This is a genomic window from Arthrobacter sp. zg-Y877, assembly GCF_030373105.1.
Lineage (GTDB): Bacteria > Actinomycetota > Actinomycetes > Actinomycetales > Micrococcaceae > Arthrobacter_B.
In genome coordinates, this window is record NZ_JAUCPU010000001.1 from 174,303 (window position 1) to 194,353 (window position 20,051).

The 20,051-nt window shown below is 65.9% G+C and carries 18 protein-coding genes; 9 read left to right on the top strand and 9 right to left on the bottom strand.

Annotated features, from left to right (window positions below; translation table 11 throughout):
- Positions 1 to 11 precede the first annotated feature (11 nt).
- The 4 genes from dxs to QNO03_RS00765 all read left to right on the top strand — a co-directional run bounded on the left by dxs (position 12) and on the right by QNO03_RS00765 (position 4,376).
- Entirely contained in the window at positions 12 to 1,985 is a 1,974-nt protein-coding gene (gene dxs / locus QNO03_RS00750) for a 1-deoxy-D-xylulose-5-phosphate synthase (RefSeq protein ID WP_289601349.1), read from the top strand.
- 46 nt (positions 1,986 to 2,031) lie between these two features.
- Positions 2,032 to 2,889, top strand: a complete 858-nt coding sequence (locus QNO03_RS00755; protein ID WP_289601350.1) for an SDR family oxidoreductase — start codon at positions 2,032 to 2,034, stop codon at positions 2,887 to 2,889.
- A 49-nt stretch (positions 2,890 to 2,938) separates the two neighbouring features.
- The gene (locus tag QNO03_RS00760) at positions 2,939 to 3,253 is read left to right on the top strand and encodes a hypothetical protein (protein ID WP_229947718.1); all 315 of its coding nucleotides are present in this window, start codon (positions 2,939 to 2,941) and stop codon (positions 3,251 to 3,253) included.
- A 145-nt stretch (positions 3,254 to 3,398) separates the two neighbouring features.
- On the top strand, positions 3,399 to 4,376 hold the full coding sequence (locus QNO03_RS00765) for an aldo/keto reductase (RefSeq protein WP_289601352.1): 978 nt from the start codon (positions 3,399 to 3,401) through the stop codon (positions 4,374 to 4,376).
- 305 nt (positions 4,377 to 4,681) lie between these two features.
- On the opposite strand, the gene QNO03_RS00770 is transcribed toward QNO03_RS00765, so the two are convergent.
- From QNO03_RS00770 to QNO03_RS00785, 4 genes are all read right to left on the bottom strand, one after another.
- Positions 4,682 to 4,972 (bottom strand): DUF4287 domain-containing protein, encoded by a 291-nt coding sequence (locus QNO03_RS00770; protein WP_289601354.1) that lies wholly within the window; start codon positions 4,970 to 4,972, stop codon positions 4,682 to 4,684.
- 24 nt (positions 4,973 to 4,996) lie between these two features.
- Positions 4,997 to 5,233, bottom strand: a complete 237-nt coding sequence (locus tag QNO03_RS00775) for a hypothetical protein (RefSeq protein WP_289601355.1) — start codon at positions 5,231 to 5,233, stop codon at positions 4,997 to 4,999.
- 187 nt (positions 5,234 to 5,420) lie between these two features.
- Positions 5,421 to 7,556 (bottom strand): 3-hydroxyacyl-CoA dehydrogenase NAD-binding domain-containing protein, encoded by a 2,136-nt coding sequence (locus QNO03_RS00780; RefSeq protein WP_289601357.1) that lies wholly within the window; start codon positions 7,554 to 7,556, stop codon positions 5,421 to 5,423.
- Positions 7,556 to 8,770: a thiolase family protein gene (locus QNO03_RS00785; protein ID WP_442860246.1), complete on the bottom strand. Its 1,215-nt coding sequence runs from the start codon at positions 8,768 to 8,770 to the stop codon at positions 7,556 to 7,558. The genes QNO03_RS00780 and QNO03_RS00785 overlap by 1 nt, the downstream gene beginning before the upstream one ends.
- A gap of 214 nt (positions 8,771 to 8,984) precedes the next feature.
- Here QNO03_RS00785 and QNO03_RS00790 point away from each other — a divergent pair, with 214 nt between their 5' ends.
- Positions 8,985 to 9,947, top strand: coding sequence for an alpha/beta hydrolase fold domain-containing protein (locus QNO03_RS00790; protein WP_289601358.1), 963 nt, complete (start codon positions 8,985 to 8,987; stop codon positions 9,945 to 9,947).
- 50 nt (positions 9,948 to 9,997) lie between these two features.
- On the opposite strand, the gene QNO03_RS00795 is transcribed toward QNO03_RS00790, so the two are convergent.
- Positions 9,998 to 10,516: a hypothetical protein gene (locus tag QNO03_RS00795; protein ID WP_289601359.1), complete on the bottom strand. Its 519-nt coding sequence runs from the start codon at positions 10,514 to 10,516 to the stop codon at positions 9,998 to 10,000.
- A gap of 243 nt (positions 10,517 to 10,759) precedes the next feature.
- On the opposite strand from QNO03_RS00795, the gene uvrA reads away from it, so the two are divergent.
- On the top strand, positions 10,760 to 13,285 hold the full coding sequence (uvrA, locus tag QNO03_RS00800; protein WP_289601360.1) for an excinuclease ABC subunit UvrA: 2,526 nt from the start codon (positions 10,760 to 10,762) through the stop codon (positions 13,283 to 13,285).
- A gap of 41 nt (positions 13,286 to 13,326) precedes the next feature.
- On the opposite strand, the gene QNO03_RS00805 is transcribed toward uvrA, so the two are convergent.
- Positions 13,327 to 13,785: a PGPGW domain-containing protein gene (locus QNO03_RS00805; protein ID WP_289601361.1), complete on the bottom strand. Its 459-nt coding sequence runs from the start codon at positions 13,783 to 13,785 to the stop codon at positions 13,327 to 13,329.
- A 115-nt stretch (positions 13,786 to 13,900) separates the two neighbouring features.
- Here QNO03_RS00805 and QNO03_RS00810 point away from each other — a divergent pair, with 115 nt between their 5' ends.
- Positions 13,901 to 14,449: a GNAT family N-acetyltransferase gene (locus tag QNO03_RS00810; RefSeq protein ID WP_289601362.1), complete on the top strand. Its 549-nt coding sequence runs from the start codon at positions 13,901 to 13,903 to the stop codon at positions 14,447 to 14,449.
- Positions 14,450 to 14,663: 214 nt separating this feature from the next.
- Here QNO03_RS00810 and QNO03_RS00815 read toward each other — a convergent pair whose 3' ends face one another.
- Positions 14,664 to 16,484: an immune inhibitor A domain-containing protein gene (locus QNO03_RS00815; protein WP_289601364.1), complete on the bottom strand. Its 1,821-nt coding sequence runs from the start codon at positions 16,482 to 16,484 to the stop codon at positions 14,664 to 14,666.
- Between the two features lie 254 nt (positions 16,485 to 16,738).
- Between QNO03_RS00815 and QNO03_RS00820 the strand changes: the two genes are divergently transcribed.
- Both QNO03_RS00820 and QNO03_RS00825 read left to right on the top strand, forming a co-directional pair.
- Positions 16,739 to 18,481, top strand: a complete 1,743-nt coding sequence (locus tag QNO03_RS00820) for a bifunctional metallophosphatase/5'-nucleotidase (RefSeq protein ID WP_289601365.1) — start codon at positions 16,739 to 16,741, stop codon at positions 18,479 to 18,481.
- Positions 18,482 to 18,683: 202 nt separating this feature from the next.
- Positions 18,684 to 18,953 (top strand): GlsB/YeaQ/YmgE family stress response membrane protein, encoded by a 270-nt coding sequence (locus tag QNO03_RS00825; RefSeq protein WP_229947755.1) that lies wholly within the window; start codon positions 18,684 to 18,686, stop codon positions 18,951 to 18,953.
- 129 nt (positions 18,954 to 19,082) lie between these two features.
- Here the strand turns inward: QNO03_RS00825 and QNO03_RS00830 are convergent, their stop codons facing one another.
- Entirely contained in the window at positions 19,083 to 19,316 is a 234-nt protein-coding gene (locus QNO03_RS00830; RefSeq protein ID WP_229947757.1) for a hypothetical protein, read from the bottom strand.
- A gap of 109 nt (positions 19,317 to 19,425) precedes the next feature.
- The gene (locus tag QNO03_RS00835) at positions 19,426 to 19,962 is read right to left on the bottom strand and encodes a GNAT family N-acetyltransferase (protein ID WP_289601366.1); all 537 of its coding nucleotides are present in this window, start codon (positions 19,960 to 19,962) and stop codon (positions 19,426 to 19,428) included.
- Positions 19,963 to 20,051: the final 89 nt, after the last annotated feature.

The window sequence follows — 20,051 nt, forward strand, 5'->3', positions numbered from 1 at the left end:
GAGGCACCCTGTTGGGACTTCTGGAAACAATCCGGGATCCTCGGGACCTCAGCAGGCTTTCGCTGACCCAGCTAAAGCGTCTTGCTGAAGAGATCCGTTCATTCCTGATCACCAACGTTGCACAGACCGGCGGACACCTGGGCCCGAACCTGGGCGTGGTGGAACTGACCATGGGCATCCACCGGGTCTTTGATTCTCCGCGGGACAGCATCGTCTTCGACACCGGGCACCAGTCCTACGTGCACAAGATCCTCACCGGGCGCCAGGACTTCGCCACGCTGCGCCAGCAGGGCGGCATGTCCGGCTATCCCTCGCGCGCGGAATCGGTCCACGACATCGTCGAGAGTTCCCACGCTTCCTCCTCCCTCTCCTGGGCGGACGGCATCTCCCGGGCCCGCCAGCTCAACGGCGAAGGCGACCGGTACACCGTGGTTATGGTCGGCGACGGTGCCCTGACCGGCGGCATGGCCTGGGAAGCACTGAACAATATTGCCGCTGACCAGCGGCGCCGCGTGGTGATCGTGGTCAATGACAACGGCCGCTCCTACGCCCCGACCATCGGCGGCGTGGCGGACTACCTGGCCTCCCTGCGTCCCACCATTGACGCGGTGCGTACCCACCACGCGTACGAAAACACCCTCGGGTGGTGGCGCCACCGCCTGCAGCAGGGCGGCCCGGCCGGCCGGTTCGCCTACCGGAGCCTGCACGCCGCCAAGAAGGGCATCAAGGACTGGTGGACGCCGCAGGGCCTGTTCGAGGACCTCGGCATGAAGTACGTGGGACCGATCGACGGACACGACATCGACGCCGTCGAACGCGCACTGCAGAAGGCCAAGAACTATGCCGGCCCCGTGATTGTGCACGCGATGACCGAGAAGGGCCGCGGCTACGCTCCGGCCCGTGCCCACGAGGCGGACCAGTTCCATGCCGTAGGTATCATCGATCCCGAAACCGGCGCCCCGGTGGCACCGGGCGGCAAGGAATCCTGGACGTCCGTGTTCGCTACGGAAATCGCCGAGATCGCGGACGAACGGTCCGACATTGTCGGAATCACCGGCGCGATGCTCATTCCCGTGGGTCTGCACCGGTTCGCCGAGCGGCACCCGGACCGCGTGATCGACGTCGGCATCGCCGAGCAGCACGCCCTCACCTCCGCCGCGGGCATGGCCTTCGGCGGGCTGCACCCGGTGGTGGCGCTCTACGCCACGTTCCTGAACCGCGCCTTTGACCAGCTGCTGATGGATGTTGCCCTCCACAAGGCCGGCGTCACGATTGTGCTGGACCGTGCCGGTGTCACCGGTCCGGACGGCGCCAGCCACCACGGCATGTGGGACATGTCCATGCTGCAGATCGTTCCCGGACTGCACCTGGCCGCTCCGCGCGACGCCACCCGGCTGAAGGAGGAACTGCGCGAAGCCGTAGCCATCTCCGATGCGCCCAGCGTGGTGCGGTTCTCCAAGGGCACCGTGGGCCGCGACATCGACGCCGAGGAGCGGACCTCCGACGGTGTGGACATCCTGGCCCGCCGTCCCGCCGGGGACAGCTCCAACGACGTGCTGATCGTCAGTGTGGGCGCCATGGCGGATATTGCCCTCGACGTCGCCGGCCGGCTGGGGGATCAGGGCATCAGCTCCACCGTGGTGGACCCGCGCTGGGTGCTGCCGGTGCCGCGGTCCATCATTGATATCGCCGCCGACCACCGGATCGTCATCGTGATTGAGGACGGTGTGCGTGCCGGCGGCGTCGGCTCGCGGATCCGGCAGGAAATGCGGTCCGCAGGCGTCGACACCGCACTGAACGAGGTAGGTCTCCCGGCAGAATTCCTGGACCACGGCAGCCGCAGCGAGGTGCTGGAGCGGGTGGGACTGACCGCCCGGCAGATCGCCAACGACGTCGTCGCCCAGGTCCTGGGTACCAAGGTGCCGTTTGCCCGGCCCCTGCCCGGCTCCGACATACCGACGGGTCAGGTACCCAAAATCCAGTAGCCGCGCCAGGCCCGCCGGCGCGGGCCGCCGTTGAAGGGGTGTAACCATGGCGGATAACGTTCCTACCCTCGCCGTCACCGGAGCGACCGGCGCCCTGGGCGGCGCCGTTGCCCGGCTCCTAGCGGAGGCCGGGGTCCGGCAGCGGCTGCTTGCACGGCGCACTGCCCGGCTGCCCGAGCTGCCGGACACCCCCGTCTTTGCGGCGTCCTATCTGGACCGGCCGCAGGCGGTCAGCGCGCTGCGCGGGGTGCACACGCTGTTTATGGTGTCCGCCGCGGAAAGCCCGCACCGGGTCGAGGACCAGTGCACCTTCGTGGATGCCGCCGTCGAGGCCGGGGTGGAGCACATTGTGTACACATCCTTTATGGGGGCCTCGGCCGAGGCCGTCTTTACCCTTGCCCGCGACCATGCTGCGACCGAGGAGTACATCTCCTCCCGGGAGGGGCTTTCGCATACCTTCCTGCGCGACTGCCTCTACCAGGATGTGCTGCCCACCTTCATCCAGCCCGACGGCGTCATCCGGGGCCCGGCGGGGGAAGGCCGGTTCGCCCCCGTGGCACGCATCGATATTGCCCGGACCGCCGCGCGGATCCTGCTTGACCCGGAGCCTCACCGGGACCGTACGTACACCCTGACGGGACCAGCGGAGCTGACCATGGGGGATGTTGCCGGCATCCTGGCCAGAGTGACCGGAAGACCGGTGCGCTACGAATCGGAAACCTACGATGAAGCCATTGCCTCGCGGATGAAGGCCGGTGCAGCCCGCTGGCAGGCTGAAGCCTGGACCAGCAGCTACCACGCCATCGCGGCCGGGCAGCTGGCGCCGGTCAGCCCGGATATCGAGCGTCTCACCGGCATTGCTCCGCTGGGTTTTGAGGATTACCTGCAGCGGGCAACTAAGTAAGGTCCCGGGGGGACTGCCGCGCATCCGGAGCAGGGGCTAGGGTCAAAGTATGGCTCAGGACATACTGCCGGACGTCCAACGGTTTCTCACCGAATGCACCGTTGGCGACCTGGATGACGAAGTGACCCCCGTGGCCGACCTCTACGGCATGTACATCGTCTGGAGTGAACAGCAGGGGGTGGAACCTGCTGCGATGCAGGCTTTCTCCGCCGCGGTCCAGGGCGAGGGAATCGAGGAGGAACGCCGGCGCAGTGAACAGGTCTACACCGGCCTGCTGCCTACCGGGTCCATTCCCATTCAGTACATCCTCGAGACCGACAAGGCTCCGGGACCCAACAGCACCCTGGGGACGCTTCCGGGGTAGGGCTTTCTGCTGCCGGACCGCGGTTTTGCTGCCAGTTTGGGAAAAGGCGCCGCTGCGCAGTGGCAGGGATTTCCCAAACTGGTGGATTCTTCCCAAAGAGGGAGGAAGTCCGGTGCCCCCGCCTGGCCGGAGTAGCGTAGCTTCCATGACTTCATACAACAGACTCGGAAATTCCGGCCTGACCGTGTCCACGGTCGGTCTGGGCTGCAACAACCTGGGCCGTCCCGGCACGCCCACTGAGTCGCAGGAGGGCACCGACGCCGTCGTCCACGCTGCGGTCGACGCCGGCATCACCCTGTTCGACGTCGCCGATACCTACGGGCGCACCCCGGGGCTGAGCGAGGAAATGCTGGGCAAGGCGCTGGGCACCCGGCGCGATGACATTGTGCTGGCAACCAAGTTCGGGATGGACATGCAGGGCGTCAACGGCGCTGACTTCGGGGCCCGCGGTTCCCGCCGGTACATCGTCAGGGCGGCGGAGGCCTCCCTGCGCCGCCTGAACACGGACTGGATTGACCTGTACCAGTTCCACACCCCGGACCCGTTGACCCCGATCGAGGAAACCCTCGCCGCCCTGGACGACCTGGTCACCAGCGGCAAAGTCCGCTACATCGGCCATTCCAACCGGACGGGCTGGCAGATTGCCGAAGCAGAGTTCACGGCCCGCATGGGCGGATACACCCCGTTCATCTCCGCGCAGAACCACTACAACCTGCTGGACCGTCGGGCCGAGCTCGAAGTCACTCCCGCAGCCGAGGCCTACGGACTGGGCCTGCTGCCCTACTTCCCACTGGCCAACGGGCTGCTCACCGGCAAGTACAGCAGCGGCCAGGCGCCTGAGGGCAGCCGGCTGACCCACTCGCGCAAGAACCTGCTGGAGAACGCCGACATGGAGCAGCTCGCCGACTTTGGCCGCTTCGCCTCCGAGCGCGGATTGACCGAGGTGCAGGTGGCGTTCTCCTGGCTCGCAGACCAGCCGTCGGTCGCCTCGGTGATTGCGGGGGCGACGAAGGTGGAGCAGGTTCAGCAGAACGCTGAGGCCGTTGCCTGGGTGCCGTCGGAGAAGGACCTCGAAGAACTGGACCGGATCTTCCCGCGGACGCCGAAGGTTGCTTTGTTCTAGGCCCGTCGCAACGGTGCGTCGCCTTGGGTGCGCCGGTGGGTCCGGAACGGCGGCAACGAAAATCCGAGCTCGCAGAGCTCGCTCGGATTATTAAAGCCGCCTAACCCGGACCCTCCGGCGCCTCGGGACCCTCCGTCACCCGGCGCCTCCGGCGCCTCGGGACCCTCCGTCACCCGGACCCTCCGGGCCCTCCGCACCCTCTAGACTCGCCGACGCCCCTCACCTCACCCTTCAGAGCCTCCGGACACCGGACGCACTGGACCCTCCAGGTGCCCAGGCGCCGAAAGGATCAAGGGCAGGGAGGTTCAGGCGGGATTGGTGGCCTTGCCGTCCAGCCACAGGGTGTCGGAATCGTCCCGGTGCGTTCCGGTGGTGCCGACGTGTTTGGTGTCTATTTGGGCGCCGTTCTTTATGACATGGACCAGGGCCATCCCGTGTCCGCGGCCGATGGCGTAGTCGGTCTTGAGCCATTCAAGGACTTCCGCAGCTTTGACGTTTCCGCCGGAAAAGCCTTTTGTTCCGGCGATATCCACGAGTTGGCGGGGAGTTAGTCCCGTTTTCTCTTCGATGGCATCAAGGTAGGCCTGGAAGGACATCTAGTTCTCCTTAACTCTTGATGGCTAACCGCCGGTGTCCCTTTTGTGGTCGCGCCAGGAATCGTTCCGCTGCTGCAGGACAAAGAGTGCAGCCAGCCTGATGAAAGCCGCTGCCAATGCCAGGAAAAGACCTACCAACAGCCAGTTCCATGGCTCGTCGAACGGTAAGAGAAGAACCAGCCACAAGGAGACGCTTGCGCTGAGCATGAGCACAACCATCCGCTTGGCACGATTCTGCGACCACGCCGGTTCCAGACTCATGCAGGGAGATTAGCGCGGGCGCTGCACGGTGACCAGACCTGATGGAAAGTACGCCGGGAGGGACACGCAAAAGCGCCGGACGGACCGGGTTAGGCGGCTTTAATAATCCTTGCGAGCTCTGCGAGCAAAGGATTTTCGTTGCCGCCGTTCCGGTCCGCCCGGCGCGGGCAGAACCTGAGGCTACTGGCTAGGCCGGTGCAGCCACAGCCGCCTCATGGAACTTCTTGCCGTTCACGCGCTCGGAGGCACCGACGCGGTCCAGGTACGGCGTGATGCCGCCCAGGTGCATCGGCCAGCCGGCACCGAGAATCATGCACAGGTCGATGTCCTCGGGACCTGCCACGACGCCTTCTTCGAGCATGAGTCCGATTTCCTCGGCCAGGGCATCCTGCGTGCGGCGCAGGACTTCCTCGGAGGTGGAAGGCGTGGTGCCGAAGTCCAGCATCGCCAGGGTTTCTTCAGGGATGTAGGCGTTGCCGTTCTCGTCCTTCTGCCACAGGGACTTGATGCCGGCGTCGATGATCTTCTGCGAGTTCTTCGAGAGCCAGAACCGCTCACCGAAGGCCGAATGCAGGGATTCCTGCACGTGCTGGCCCACCGGCAGGCCCACGAGGGCAAGCAGGGTGAACGGAGACATCGGCAGGCCCATCGGGCGCAGCGCGTTGTCCGCCGTGGCGGCGTCGGTGCCCTCGTCGAAGACCATGGTGATCTCGCCGAACATGCGGCCCAGGATGCGGTTCACCACGAACGCGGCGGCATCCTTGACCAGCACGGCGGTCTTCTTCAGCTGCTTGGCCAGCACGAACGCGGTGGCCAGCACGGCGTCGTCGGTCTTGGGCGCACGCACGATTTCCAGCAGCGGCATCACGGCCACCGGGTTGAAGAAGTGGAAGCCCACCACACGCTCGGGGTGCTTCAGGTCCGCCGCCATTTCGGTGACGGAGAGCGACGAGGTGTTGGTGGCCAGGATGCACTCGGGGGAGACCACGGCCTCCACCTCGGCGAACACCTGCTTCTTCACGGAAAGTTCCTCGAACACGGCCTCAATGACGAAGTCGGCGTCGGAGAACGCTTCCTTGGACACCGAGCCGGTAACCAGGTCCTTGGTGCGGTTGGCGGCGTCGGGGGAGATGCGCTTCTTGGCCAGGAGCTTATCCACCTCGGCGTGCACGTAGCCCACGCCCTTGTCCACGCGCGCCTGGTCGATGTCCGTCATGACCACGGGCACCTTGAGCTGGCGGGCGAAGAGCAGGGCCAGCTGGCTGGCCATCAGGCCGGCGCCGACGACGCCCACCTTGGTGACCGGGCGCGCCAGCTTCTTATCCGGGGCACCGGCCGGACGCTTGCCGCGCTTCTGGACCAGGTCCAGGAACGCATAGACCGTGGAGCGGAACTGCGGGGTCTGCATCAGTTCGGCCAGGGCTTTGCACTCGGCGTCACGGGATTCCTCCCGGGTCCAGGTCTTGCCCTTTTCAAGCAGGTCCAGGACCAGGGCCGGAGCGGGGGCCGCGTTGGAGGTCTTGGCCTCCACAAAGGCACGGCCCTTGGCGACGGCGGCGTCCCACGCAGCGCCGGCGTCGGCGGGTTCGACGGCGTTGGGCCGGGCTACCTGCTCCTGGCCGCTGATCACGCGGGAGGCCCAGGCGAGGGACTGCTCCAGGAAATCCGCCGGTTCAAACAATGCATCGGCGATGCCCAAATCGAAGGCGGCCTTGCCGGAAAGCGTGCGGTTGTTGCTCAGCGGGTTCTCGATCATCACCTTCACGGCGTTCTCGGGACCGATGAGGCGCGGCAGCAGGTAAACGCCGCCCCAGCCGGGTACCAGGCCGATGAAGGCTTCCGGCAGCGAGAGCGCGCCGGCGCCGGTGGACACGGTGCGGTAGTCGGACTGCAGCGCAATCTCGAGGCCGCCGCCGAGGGCAACGCCGTTGATGAATGCGAAGCTGGGGACGCCCAGATTGCCGAGCTTGGCGTAGACGTCGTGGCCGAGGTGGGCCATGGCGACGCCGTCTTCGTATTCGGAGATCGACTTCACGGCCGAAAGGTCCGCGCCGGCAACCAGGTAGAACGGCTTGCCGGTGACGCCGACGCCGACGATCTCGCCGCGGTCCGCGCGGGCCTTGAGCTCGTCGAGCTTCGTTCCCAGCTCCAGCAGGGTGTTGGGTCCGAGCGTGGTGGGACGGGAGTGGTCGACGTCGTTGTCCAGGGTGATCAGCGCGAAGGTGCCCTGGTTGCCCGGCAGCTGGATGTCGGAGACGTAGGAGTGGGTGACGACCTCGGTGGGGAACAGTCCCGCGAGGCGCTGGTAGTCAGGAGCAGACATTACTTCGTGGCCTCCGTGGAATCGGTGTTGTAGTCGGGGTGGTTCGGGTTTTCCCAGATGACGGTCGCGCCCATGCCCAGGCCAATGCACATGGTGGTCATGCCGTAGCGGACGGTCGGGTCTTCCTCGAACTGGCGGGCCAGCTGGTTCATCAGGCGCACACCCGAGGAAGCCAGCGGGTGCCCGACGGCGATCGCGCCGCCGTAGCGGTTCACGCGGGGATCGTCGTCGGCGATGCCGAAGTGGTCCAGGAAGGCCAGCACCTGGATGGCGAACGCCTCGTTGATTTCAAACAGGCCGATGTCTTCGATGGACAGTCCGGTCTGCTCCAGCACCTTCTCAGTGGCGGGGACCGGGCCGTAGCCCATGACCTCGGGTTCGACGCCGGCGAAGGCATAACCGACCAGGCGCATCTTGACGCCCAGGCCAAGTTCCTCGGCGGCTTCGGCGGAGGCCAGCAGAGCGGTGGTGGCGCCGTCGTTCAGGCCGGCGGCGTTGCCGGCGGTGACCCGGCCGTGTGCACGGAACGGAGTGCGCAGCTGCGCGAGGTCCTCGACGGTGGTGCCGGGCCGCGGGGGCTCATCCACGGTGTTCAGGGTCCAGCCGGTGCCGGGCTTTTTCGTGGCCACGGGCACCAGGTCCGGCTGGATGGAGTTGCCGGCGTAGGCCTTGGCCAGCTTCTCCTGGCTGGCGGCCGCGTAGGCATCGGTGCGGTCCTTGGTGATGTGCGGGAACCGGTCGTGCAGGTTCTCCGCGGTGTTGCCCATGTTCAGGGCCGCGGGGTCCACCAGGCGCTCGGTCATGAAGCGCGGGTTCGGATCGGCGTCCTTGCCCATCGGGTGGTTGCCCATGTGCTCCACACCGCCGGCGATGACGACGTCGTAGGCGCCGAAGCCGATGCCGGAAGCGGTGGTGGTCACGGCCGTCATGGCGCCGGCGCACATGCGGTCGATGGCGAAGCCGGGCACGGTGCGCGGCAGGCCGGCCAGGAGCGCGGCGGTGCGCCCGATGGTCATGCCCTGGTCGCCGGACTGGGTGGTGGCGGCAATGGCCACTTCGTCAATGCGTTCCGGAGGAAGGGAGGGGTTGCGGCGCATCAGCTCGCGGATGCACTTGACCACCAGGTCATCAGCCCGCATGCCGGCGTAGATACCCTTTTCGCCGGCTTTGCCGAACGGGGTCCGCACTCCGTCAACGAAAACTACGTCCCTGATCTGCCGCGATCGGCTTTGTGGGCTCACGTACTTACTCCTCTTTGAGATATGAAACGGAACTACGTCCGGCTCGATGTTACTCGTGAGTAACATAGGCTGCAAGGACGCCGGGGACGGCAGCGCAGGAACCCGCTATGTCCTGGATCACGCTGTGTCCCCGCACCGACCCTACCGACATACTGCTGTTCGAGAAACCCGGTGCTAGGTTGGCCCGATGGATACTGTCGCCGATCCCCAGCTGGCCGCCTGGCTGCAGGAGGTCCGCCGCGGTGAGGCGGAGGAGCCGTCACTGGAACGGATCCGGCAGCTGCGCCTGCCGCGTCCACGCCCGGCCGGTCCCGATGTGGACCAGGTGCGGGACGTGCTGGTTCCCTCGCGCGTTCCGGTGCCGTGCCGGCTGTACCGCTCCAGCACAGAGCCCCAGCCCGTGACGGTGTTTGTCCACGGCGGGGGATTCGTGTTCGGCGGCCTGGAATCACACGACCGGCTGTGCCGGCGGCTGGCCCTGCTGGCCGGAACAGCCGTGCTCGCCGTGGATTACCGGCTGGCGCCCGAGCATCCGGCCCCGGCAGCGGTGGACGACGTCGCTGCGGTGCTGGCCTGGGTGGCCGGAGGACCGGGAGAGCTGGGGCCGGTGCTGCCGGGTACCGGTCTGGCCGGCGACAGTTCCGGGGGACTCATTGCGTTTCTCGCAGCGCGCCGGCTGGCCGGCACGCCGTCCCAGCCGGTGCTCCTGTTCCTGGCCTATCCGAACGCCGATCTGACCCTCAGCCTGCCCAGCGCCCGGGCCAAGGGCGAAGGGTGGGGGTTATCGGTGCGGGACCTGTCCTTTTACCTCTCGCAATGGGTTCCGGATCCCTCGCCCGGAGCCTTGGCGGAGTTCAGCCCGGTGCACGGATTCTCCGTCCCCGGCCCAGCGTCGGCGGTGCCAACCATTCTGGCTACTGCCGAACACGATCCCCTGCGGGACGAGGGAAAACTGCTGGCCGATGCGCTGGCTGCGGCAGGAGGGGACGTCGAGTATGTTCCCCACGCCGGCCTCGTCCATGGCTTCCTGACGCTGGATACCGTGTCGCCGGCGGCACGTCAGGCAGGAGACGCATTGCTGGGGCAGTACGGCGTTTCCCTGAGACGGGTGGCTGACGGCCAGGCGTTGGATGGCCAGCGAGGGTGCTGATCTGCGGCCGCCTTGATGACTCGCCAGGACGGCCGCAGGAAAAAGCTGCGTCAGTATTTCATTTTGCGAAGCTCATCCTGCTTAATCCTGCGGCGCCACAGGTGCATGGCAACCACGAGACCAGCGGAGAGCACGGGGAAAAGGAATGTGCCGATTATCCCGCCTATCAAGTAGGCGCCACCTTCCGTTTCAGCGTCTGCAAACACTCCCGGCAGTACCGAGGGAACAGCGAGTAGAAAGAGGCCCCCCACGACGTAGCCGATAACCAGGAACACCATGCTGGTGATCCGTTTTCCCGTCTGCCGCCCCGGCTGGGGCGGTACACCGTAGCCCAGCCCCGTGGCGGGGGCGCCGGGGTATTGCTGCGCGGGATACTGCTGGGCGCCGGGGTACGGCTGATTCTGCTGGGCGCCGGGGTACGCCGGGTACTGCTGGGCGGGGTTCTGCTGGGCGCCGGGGTACGCCGGGTACTGCTGCTCTGCGGGCGGCGCCTGGTACTGAGTGGGCGTTCCCTCCTGGCCGGTGGATGGCGGCTGCCACGGCTCCGGTGACTGCTGATTGTTGCTCAAAGTTCCCCCATTTGAATTCAATTGCCGAAATGTCAACGTTTAATGCCGTTGCACAGGACGTTCCGTCCATTCCTTCGGCACAACATATCTTGTGCCGCATTTTAGACCAGCATCCCGGTCCCTAGCCGCAGTGCACGAAATCGGCTGCGGGTTGGCGAACGTCCGGTCCGGCAGGTCACGCCCTCGGCGGAAAGCAGGCTTACCGTTTAGCTCCGCGGGGGAAGCCTCGGTAACCTAAAGATGATGAGTAGCGCGAAAACTTCCCCGGAATCTGCCCCTAATCTGCACGCCAGCGGCATGGTGCGCGTCCGCGGAGCGCAGGAGAACAACCTGCGCAACGTCGACGTCGACATCCCGCGCGACGCGATTGTCGCCTTCACCGGGGTGTCGGGTTCGGGTAAATCTTCCCTGGCCTTCGGCACCATCTACGCAGAGGCGCAGCGCCGCTATTTCGAGTCGGTGGCACCGTATGCACGCCGGCTGCTCGCCCAGGGGTCCAACCCGAAGGTGGAGGAAATCGCCGGCCTGCCGCCCGCCGTCGCACTCCAGCAGCGCCGTGGAGCCCCCAGCTCGCGCTCCACCGTCGGCACGCTCACCACTCTTTCCAATTCCATGCGGATGCTCTTCTCCCGCGGCGGCACCTATCCGGCCGACGCCGAACCGGGCAGCCTCGACTCCGATGCGTTCTCGCCCAACACTGCCGCCGGCGCCTGCCGCGAGTGCTCCGGACTCGGTATTGCCCACACCGTCACCGAGGACTCCCTGGTTCCCGATCCCAGCCTCAGCATCCGGGACGGTGCCATTGCGGCCTGGCCCGGCGCCTGGCAGGGCAAGAACCTGCGCGACATCCTCATCCAGCTCGGCTACGACGTCGATGTGCCCTGGAATCAGCTGTCCAGGAAGGACCGCGACTGGATCCTGTTCACCGAAGAACAGCCGGTGGTGATGATTACCCCGCAGCGTGACCGCGTGGCCAAACCGTACAAGGGACGGTTCTGGAGCGCCAAGAGCTACGTCATGCACACGCTCGCCGATTCGGGCAGCGCCCAGATGCGCGAACGCGTCCTGGCCTATATGGTTTCCGGCCCGTGCCCGGTGTGCGGGGGAGCAGGCCTGCGCCCCGAGGCCCTCGCGGTGACGTTCGCCGGCCGGAACATCGCCGAGCTCAACGGAGCCACGCTGGCGGAGCTGGCCGAGATCATCCGGCCGACGGCGGAACTGAAGTCCGCGGGCACCGCCTCCCGCGCCGCGGCGTCCAACGAAGACACCGAAGTGGCCGTGACCATCACCCGGGACCTGCTGGGCCGGTTGGAAGTGCTGATCGGACTGGGACTGGGCTACCTGAGCCTCTCCCGCGCCACTCCCACCCTCTCGCCCGGGGAAATGCAGCGCCTGCGCATCGCCACGCAGCTGCGCTCGGGCCTCTTCGGGGTTATCTACGTCCTGGATGAACCTTCCGCGGGACTGCACCCGGCCGACGCCGAGCCGCTGCTCACCGTGCTGCAGGAACTTAAGGACGCCGGCAACTCCGTGTTCGTTGTCGAACACAACATGGACGTGGTGCGCAGCGCCGAATGGATCGTCGATGTAGGGCCCCAGGCCGGCGACGGCGGCGGAACCGTGCTCTACAGCGGACCCGTGGCGGGGCTGGCGGAGATTGCCGAGAGCGCGACCCGTCCGTTCCTGTTCGGGGAAGCGGAGACGGCGAAGCCCGCCCGCCGGACCCCGGACCAGTGGCTGAGCCTGAAGGGCATCACCCGGCACAACCTGCGCGGCCTGGATGCCGAGATTCCGCTGGGTGTCTTCACGGCGGTCACCGGTGTGTCCGGCTCCGGCAAGTCCACCCTGGTCAGCCAGGTGCTGGCCGAAACCGTGGGCCGCCAGATTAACGGTGTACCGACGGAACCCGAGGACCCCGACGCTGCGGAAGACACCGACCCCGGGGCGCATGTGCGCAGCATCGCCGGACTGGAGCACCTGGACCGGCTGGTCCGGGTGGACCAGCGGCCCATCGGCCGCACCCCGCGCTCCAACCTGGCCACCTACACCGGCCTCTTCGACGCCGTCCGTAAGCTCTACGCCGGCACCGAGGAAGCCCGCGCCCGCGGCTACAACGCCGGCCGGTTCTCCTTCAACGTGACCGGCGGCCGCTGCGAGACCTGCCAGGGCGAAGGTTTCCTCGCCGTCGAACTCCTGTTCCTGCCCGGCACCTACGGGCCCTGCCCGGTCTGCCACGGCGCCCGCTACAACGAGGAAACCCTCGAAGTCACCTACCGCGGCAAGAGCATCGCCGATGTGCTCGGAATGCGGGTGGAGACAGCAGCCGAGTTCCTGGCCGATGTGCCGGCGGCCTCGCGGAGCCTGCAGACGCTGCTCGACGTCGGACTGGGTTACCTCCGCCTGGGCCAGCCCGCCACCGAACTCTCCGGCGGCGAGGCACAGCGGATCAAGCTTGCCACCGAACTGCAGCGCGCCCGCCGCGGCTCCACACTGTTCCTGCTGGACGAGCCGACCACCGGCCTGCACCCGCAGGACGTGCAGCTGCTGCTGCGCCAGCTGAACCGGCTGGTGGATGCCGGAAACACCGTGGTGGTGGTGGAGCATTCCATGAACGTGGTTGCGTCCGCGGACTGGGTCATCGACATGGGACCCTCCGGCGGTGAGGAAGGCGGCCGGATTATCTGCGCCGGCACCGCCGACGACGTCGCCGCCTGCGACGCCAGCCGGACGGCACCGTATCTTTCGGCCGCGCTCAAGCAGCTTCGGTAAGCACCGGCGGCGCCCTTCGCATTAAACGGAAGGGGCGCCGCTTAGCTGTGCGGGGACGAGCCCGGGCGGCGGAAGCGTATGTAGCTGTAGACGATCAGTGCCAGGCCGATGCAGCCGGACCCGATAAGGGTCCCACCAGTGACCCAGCCGCCGGGCAGCCACCAGGAATCCTGCAGGGGCCACCAGTTTGGCACCTGCCGCCAGAGCCCCCAGATCACGCCGGCCGCGATCACAAGCAGACCGCCGCAGACGGTGGCGATGATCCGCGGCACGGTCTGCACTTGCTGGGCGGCTGCCCGGAAGGCACGTTCCTTGACCGGATGCAGCCAGCGGTGTGCCCAGTGATAGCGCAGGGACAGCACAGCCAGCCCGGCGACAACCATCAGCAATCCGGGCCCGGGGAGCACCAGGGCAGCCAGGCCCAGAACGACCAGGGACCACCCCGCCACCTCAATGCCGGTGCGGCGCAGCCATGGCGGGATCTGTTCCGTCGTCATCATCCGGCAAGTCTTCCACGCGAACCTGCGAGTTAGCCTCGCCGGCATCCCCGCAGACGCCGACGCGCGGCCGTATCCGCTTTAGCTGTGACCGGGAACAGTGGAGCTACGCTGAAGCGTGCTTAGCGAACCGTTCCCCGCCACCCAGTTGCTGCACGGCGTCCGCCTTAAGACCGCGGACCTGTCCGACGCCGATTCCCTCGCCGCCGCGTACCAGCGGAACAGGAGCTATCTGGCGCCTTGGGAACCACTCCGGGAGGACACGTTCTTCACCCCCGCGGGCCAGCGTGAGGTTCTGCGGGCAAAGCTCGTCCAGCATGCAGCGGGTACGGAGGTTCCCTGGGTCCTGGTCCACGAGGAGCGGATCATCGGCACGATTACCCTTACCGGGATAGTCGGCGGTCCCTTCCAGTCGGGCAACCTGGGTTACTGGGTCGACGGCGACTACGCGGGCCGGGGGATCGGCACAGCCGCGGTGGCCGCCGTCGTCGAACTGTCCCGCAGCGAACTGGGACTGCACCGGGTCCAGGCCGCGACACTGCTGGAGAACGCCGCGTCGCAGAAAGTCCTGGCCCGCTCCGGGTTTGAGCGGATAGGCATGGCACCGGACTACCTCCGCATCGCCGGGAAGTGGCAGGACCACCTTCTCTTCCAGCGGATCCTTTAGGGACGACGGCAACGAAAAGGCAGGCCCCGGACAATCCCGGGGACCTGCCTTTTCTTTTGTGCGTGCGGTGACGCTGCCGCTTTAGCCGTAGGGGCCTGGCGGAGGCGGCTTTAATATTCCAAGCGAGCTCTGCGAGCTTTGGAATTTCGTTGCCGCCGGAGCCAGGCCCCGCAGGCGGGCCAAGCCGAAGAAGCGGACCCTCCGCAAAAACGCCCTAGTTCACCCGAACCGTCATCATGCCCTTCGGATTACTGTTCACGACGGTAATCTTCGTGCCCGTCCCCGCCACCACTACGCTGGCCTGCGGATTGGCCGGATCGTAGTAGGCGTTCGGATTGGTGTCATCGAAGACCGGGACGCCGGGCCGGGCCGGTGCCTGGAGGGTGGTCATTCCGGCCGCAGTTTCACGGTGCAGGGAAATCGGATCCGTGGCTTCCTTGCCGAAGGTGGCATCGAAACTCTGGATCCGGTTGCGGGCGATAGTGCCGTCGGACCACCGGAGTGTCTGCGGATGTGAATCCACAGGCAGGACCAGGCCCGCCCCGGGATGCTGCTGGGTATTGTTGTTCCGCTGTCCGGCGTTCCAGTAGGTCACAAGCAGGCCGTCCTGGTACGGGTAATGCTCCACCCGGTCCGGGGCGCTGAGTGCCCAGCCAAAGTTGTACGGACCGGTGCGCAGCGTGTCGTCGTAGCTCATGTACTGCCGGTTCTCCGCGATGTAGTAGCGGCCGTTGCCGGCGGCATCCCGGGGCAGCGTGACCACCAGTGCCTGCTGCTTCTTGGTGGCATGGTAGGACGGGCCGAGCTTGTGCGTGGATTTCGCACCCGCAGCGGCCGTATCGTAATCCAGCCAGCCGAGCTGCAGCTTTTCCCAGGCCCCCATGTGGTTGGGTGTGGTGCCGATGGTGCCGTTGCCGTGGCCCAGCCAGGAACCGGAACTCATCAGCGTCCAGAAGCCGGTGCTGTTCTCCCCGCCGCTGGTGTCGTAGAGGTCCGGAAGTCCGAGATCGTGGGCGTACTCATGGGCGAAGACGCCTAGTCCGCCGTTTTCCGGCTCCGTGGTGTAATCCCGGATCCAGACCTTCGAGTCGCCGATCCGGATACCACCGAACGGGTTGGTGCCCGGCCCCTGCGTGCCGGTGCCCGCCTGTCCCACGGACCAGCGGTGTGCCCAGATGGTCGACGTCGGAGCGCCGGCTTCCTCGCCTTCACCTGCGTGGATGGCCTGGAAGTGGTCGATGTAGCCGTCGGCTTCATCGAAGTTGCCGTTGTTGTTGTAGTCGTAGCGGTCCCACTGGTCGAATCCGGCCAGGTAGGCGTCAATCTCCGCAGGACTCTTTCCGGCAGCGATCTGGGCGTCGTACCAGGCGTCGGCCGCGTCCTGCACGAAGCGGGTCATGTCCACTTGGCTCTCGGTTTCACCGTAGCTGGCGGAGTTGTAGGGGACCGTGACCCAGTCGCTGACATCGCCGTCAACGGTGTAGCGGCCGCTGGACATTTCCTCATACAGGGTCTTCAGCGACTCTTCCTGCGGATCGAAGAACATGTCCAGGTAATGCTGCCGGTCAAAGTCCGGCTCCCAGTAAGTGGAGTTGTCTACCGCACGGTTGGGCTGGGGGATCTCGTTGTGCTGGGGTCCCGGCCCTGCAGCCGGGAAGCGCGGATCCACCTGGTCGCCGAAGTCGATGAGGAAGGACAGGATCTGGTCGCTGTCCTCCAGCCCGTATTCGGCCCACTGGCCCGGGGCCACCTGGACGGACTTGGAACCGCCCTTGGCCTGGACGGGCGCTTCGCCGCGGATCACCTTTTCGATGGCCTGCTGGTTCAGCTGGCGCCGCTCATCGGCTGCCGGATCGGAACGGTCGTCGGCTTTGGCGGCGTTCCCCTCGGCTCCCGGTGCACCGGAGAACGCTCCGGGCGCCTGCACTGGCTTGGCCGGGGCGGCGACAGCCGCGACCGGGGAAAGGACAACGGCACTGCCAATGGCGAGCACCAATGCGGACCGGAAACTCCGGTGCCTGTTTTCGATTTTCAAGGCTTCCCCTTAGAACAGAAATGCGGGTGAGGTGCCGTCACATTACGTTTCACCGGTGCCCGGTGGGGGAGAACATGCCGGTGTTTGTCGAATGTGAAGAAAAGATGCAGCAGTATCGTGGCTCGGGCTTCCGGAATGCACCTTTCACCTGTAAGGGTGCCTAAGGGGACATTTACACGCACTATGAGGAGTTGTTGAGATTGATGCATTCATCCGCCCGACGCCGGGGTGCTGCCACCGCAGTCACTACGGCCGTGGCAGTAACACTCGTGTCGATGGCACCCGCGGCCGCCGCACCGCCGGAACATGCCGGCAAGGACCAGAAAACCAGGGTCACGGTGATGGGTACCTCCGACATGCACGGCTACATCGAGAACTGGGACTATTTCAACGACGCCGAGTATGACGACGCCGCCCACAACGACGTCGGACTGGCCAAGGTTTCGACCCTGGTGGACTCGGTCCGTGCAGACCGGGGCCCGGAGTCGACGATGCTGATTGACGCCGGCGACACGATCCAGGGCACTTCCCTGACCGACTACTTCGCCAATACGGAGCCGATCACCGAAACCGGGGAAATCCATCCCATGGCCGCGGCAATGAATTCCATGGACTATGACGCCGCCGCGTTGGGAAACCACGAATTCAATTACGGCCTGGAGCTGCTGCGGAAGTTCGAGGACCAGCTGGACTTCCCGCTGCTCGGAGCAAACGCGGTGGATTCCGCAACGGACAAACCGGCCTTCACCCCGTACATCATCAAGACAGTGAAGACCAAGGGCAACAAACCCGTAAAGGTCGGAATCCTGGGCCTCACCAATCCCGGGGTGGCCATCTGGGACAAGAACAATGTTGATGGAAAACTCGAATTCCCCGGCATCGTGGAGCAGGCACAGAAGTACGTACCGGAGATGAAGGCCCGCGGTGCCGACGTCGTGGTGGTCAGCTCGCATTCCGGAACCTCCGGCACCTCCTCCTATGGCGACGACCTGCCCCTGGAAAACGCGTCCACCCAGCTGGCGGAAACCGTGCCCGGCATTGATGCCATTCTGGTGGGCCATGCGCATCAGGAAATCCCGGAGCGTTTCGTGGCCAACAAGACCACCGGTGAGCAGGTCCTGCTGACCGAGCCGCTGAACTGGGGTATGCGGCTGTCCGTGATGGACTTCGAACTGGCCAAGGTGCGCGGACAGTGGGACGTGGTGTCGGCGTCGTCGTCGCTCCTGAACGCCAACACCGTTGAGGCGGACCCCGTGGTCTCCAAGCTGGTTGCCGAGCAGCACCAGCGCGTCATCGAATATGTGAATACGCCGGTCGGCACCGCCACCGAGTCAATGCCTGCGGAGGAATCCCGTTACCGCGACACCGCCGTTATGGACTTCGTGAATTCCGTCCAGGCCCAGGCGGTGGACCTGGCGCTCGACGGCGGCCCCAACGCCGACCTGCCGGTTCTTTCGCTGGTGGCACCGTTCAGCAGGACCGCGGAAATCCCGGCCGGTCCGGTCACCATCCGCGACCTGGCCGGTTTGTACGTCTTCCCGAACACCCTCTTCGGCGTGGAAATGACCGGCGCCCAGGTCAAGGACTATCTGGAGTACTCGGCGAAGTACTTCAACCAGACCGCCCCGGGTGTCCCCGTGGATCCCGCCACGCTGACCAATGCGAACGGTACCCCCGACTACAACTACGACATGATGTCCGGCGTCTCCTACGACATCGATATCAGCCGGCCCGTGGGGGAGCGGATAGTCAACCTGAGCTTCAACGGGGCGCCGGTGGATCCGGCCCAGCGGTTCGCCGTGGCGACCAACAACTACCGGCAGTCCGGCGGCGGCAACTTCCCGCACATCAGCACGGCTCCGGTACTGGTGAACCAGCAGACGGAAATCCGCCAGCTGCTCATTGACTACGTGGTGGCCGAGGGGGCCGTGGATCCGGCCGACTTCGCTGAAAACAACTGGCGTTTGGTGCGGAACGGAGTACCCGTCTTCGAATAACGGTATCCACTGCCCGCTGGCCGGGAGAGCCTGCCCGCTGGCCGGGACGGCCGGGCTAAAGCCGCCGGCTATCCCGGCCCGGCGCGCCGGATTAGACAGCAGGCTTAGGGAAATCGGTGTGTCTCCGTCTAGGATTGATGGCAGACAGGAACCTGCGGAGCTCCGCGCTTTCCGCATTCACCGTTATGAAGGGAACAGAACCATGATCGGATTTATCGTTGCAGGCCTCATTATCGGCGCACTGGCACGGCTGATTAAGCCGGGCCGCCAGAACCTGGGCATTGTGGCCACCCTGCTGCTTGGCCTCGTCGGCTCCGTGATTGGCGGAGTCATCGCCAATCTGCTGGGCACCGGAGACATCTGGGAACTCAACGTGGTTGGATTCATCGTCGCCGTGATCGCGTCGGTCCTGCTGATCGGTGTCGCCGAAGGCGTTGCCGGCCGCGGCAAGGGCAACCAGGTCCGCCGCTAACCCGGCCGATTAAACGAACCGTCCCGGTACTCCGTCATGGAGTACCGGGACGTTTTTGTTTAGGGGGCTGTTTCAACCGGACTATATTCCAACCGGACCAGTGAACAGGACCGGCACCAGCGCCGTGCTTTAGACGGGAACGGGCTCCGATGAAGTCTGGCGGTGAATCCCGTGCGGCTCGGCGGGGGACTGGCGGTCTTCAAGTTCTGTCTGGACGGACAAATAGAAGCCGAGGAGACCTTCAACAACGGGGCCATCTTCGAGTTGGATAAACGCCTGATCGGACAGGGACTCGAGTGTGCTGACCGTCATCGTGGACAGATCAGGGAAAACATCGACGGAGACAATGGGACGTTGGGTCATGAGAGTCCTAACTTAGGAACCCAGGCCCACGTCTAAACCAAGGGAGTTCCAACCTAGCCGGTCAGCTTCCCTATGTAAAGCTGACGGCCCGCGCTCCTGGCACGTGCACCTACCGGGCTGCGTCCCGGGCCGACCGGGTCCAGTAGAGCATCTTGACCATGCTCCCGCGCTGGCGCTGCTGCTCGGTCCTAACCGGGCGGAACCGTGCGCGCCGGGCGACGGCTTCACTCAGGGTGTTCCCGTAAATGGTGCGCAGCGCCACTCGAGGAAAGCCGTTGGCCAGCGCCCAGTCGCTCAGACCGCGTGTGGCGGCCGTGGCGGCTCCCCGTCCGCGCCCGGAAGGGAGGAGTGCGTAAAACAGTTCCGGTGCCCCGTCCACGGTGGCGGAAATCCCGGCCGTACCCAGCACATCCCCGCTGTCCCACACGGTGTACCGGGCCAGCAGACTCTCCCCGCGGGCCTCTTCGGCCCGTGTCATCCGGTACCGTGCCAGCTCGTCGCTGAGGTGCGGCGGGAACAGGGTCCACCGGATGACGTCGTCGTCCATCGACAGCGACTGCTCCAGGGGCCAGTCCTGGGATGTCACGATATGGAGGGCAAACCGTCCCACCTGCAGGGTGTCAGGGGTCGATGTGAGAAGTGGCATCCCCCATTATTGCCCCGCCCAACGGCCGGCCCAACCCTCCGGGCCTTCTAGAGTGCCAGGCCACCGGAAACGCTTCTTCGGGCCGCCTT

What these genes read in the sequence shown, in the direction of transcription:
- QNO03_RS00790 (WP_289601358.1), top strand. Translation starts at nt 8,985, where the DNA reads ATGGATACTGTCGCCGATCCCCAGCTGGCCGCCTGGCTGCAGGAGGTC.
- QNO03_RS00805 (WP_289601361.1), bottom strand. Translation starts at nt 13,785, where the DNA reads ATGATGACGACGGAACAGATCCCGCCATGGCTGCGCCGCACCGGCATT.
- QNO03_RS00755 (WP_289601350.1), top strand. Translation starts at nt 2,032, where the DNA reads ATGGCGGATAACGTTCCTACCCTCGCCGTCACCGGAGCGACCGGCGCC.
- QNO03_RS00760 (WP_229947718.1), top strand. Translation starts at nt 2,939, where the DNA reads ATGGCTCAGGACATACTGCCGGACGTCCAACGGTTTCTCACCGAATGC.
- QNO03_RS00825 (WP_229947755.1), top strand. Translation starts at nt 18,684, where the DNA reads ATGATCGGATTTATCGTTGCAGGCCTCATTATCGGCGCACTGGCACGG.
- QNO03_RS00765 (WP_289601352.1), top strand. Translation starts at nt 3,399, where the DNA reads ATGACTTCATACAACAGACTCGGAAATTCCGGCCTGACCGTGTCCACG.
- QNO03_RS00780 (WP_289601357.1), bottom strand. Translation starts at nt 7,556, where the DNA reads ATGTCTGCTCCTGACTACCAGCGCCTCGCGGGACTGTTCCCCACCGAG.
- QNO03_RS00775 (WP_289601355.1), bottom strand. Translation starts at nt 5,233, where the DNA reads ATGAGTCTGGAACCGGCGTGGTCGCAGAATCGTGCCAAGCGGATGGTT.
- uvrA (WP_289601360.1), top strand. Translation starts at nt 10,760, where the DNA reads ATGAGTAGCGCGAAAACTTCCCCGGAATCTGCCCCTAATCTGCACGCC.
- QNO03_RS00835 (WP_289601366.1), bottom strand. Translation starts at nt 19,962, where the DNA reads ATGCCACTTCTCACATCGACCCCTGACACCCTGCAGGTGGGACGGTTT.
- QNO03_RS00830 (WP_229947757.1), bottom strand. Translation starts at nt 19,316, where the DNA reads ATGACCCAACGTCCCATTGTCTCCGTCGATGTTTTCCCTGATCTGTCC.
- QNO03_RS00770 (WP_289601354.1), bottom strand. Translation starts at nt 4,972, where the DNA reads ATGTCCTTCCAGGCCTACCTTGATGCCATCGAAGAGAAAACGGGACTA.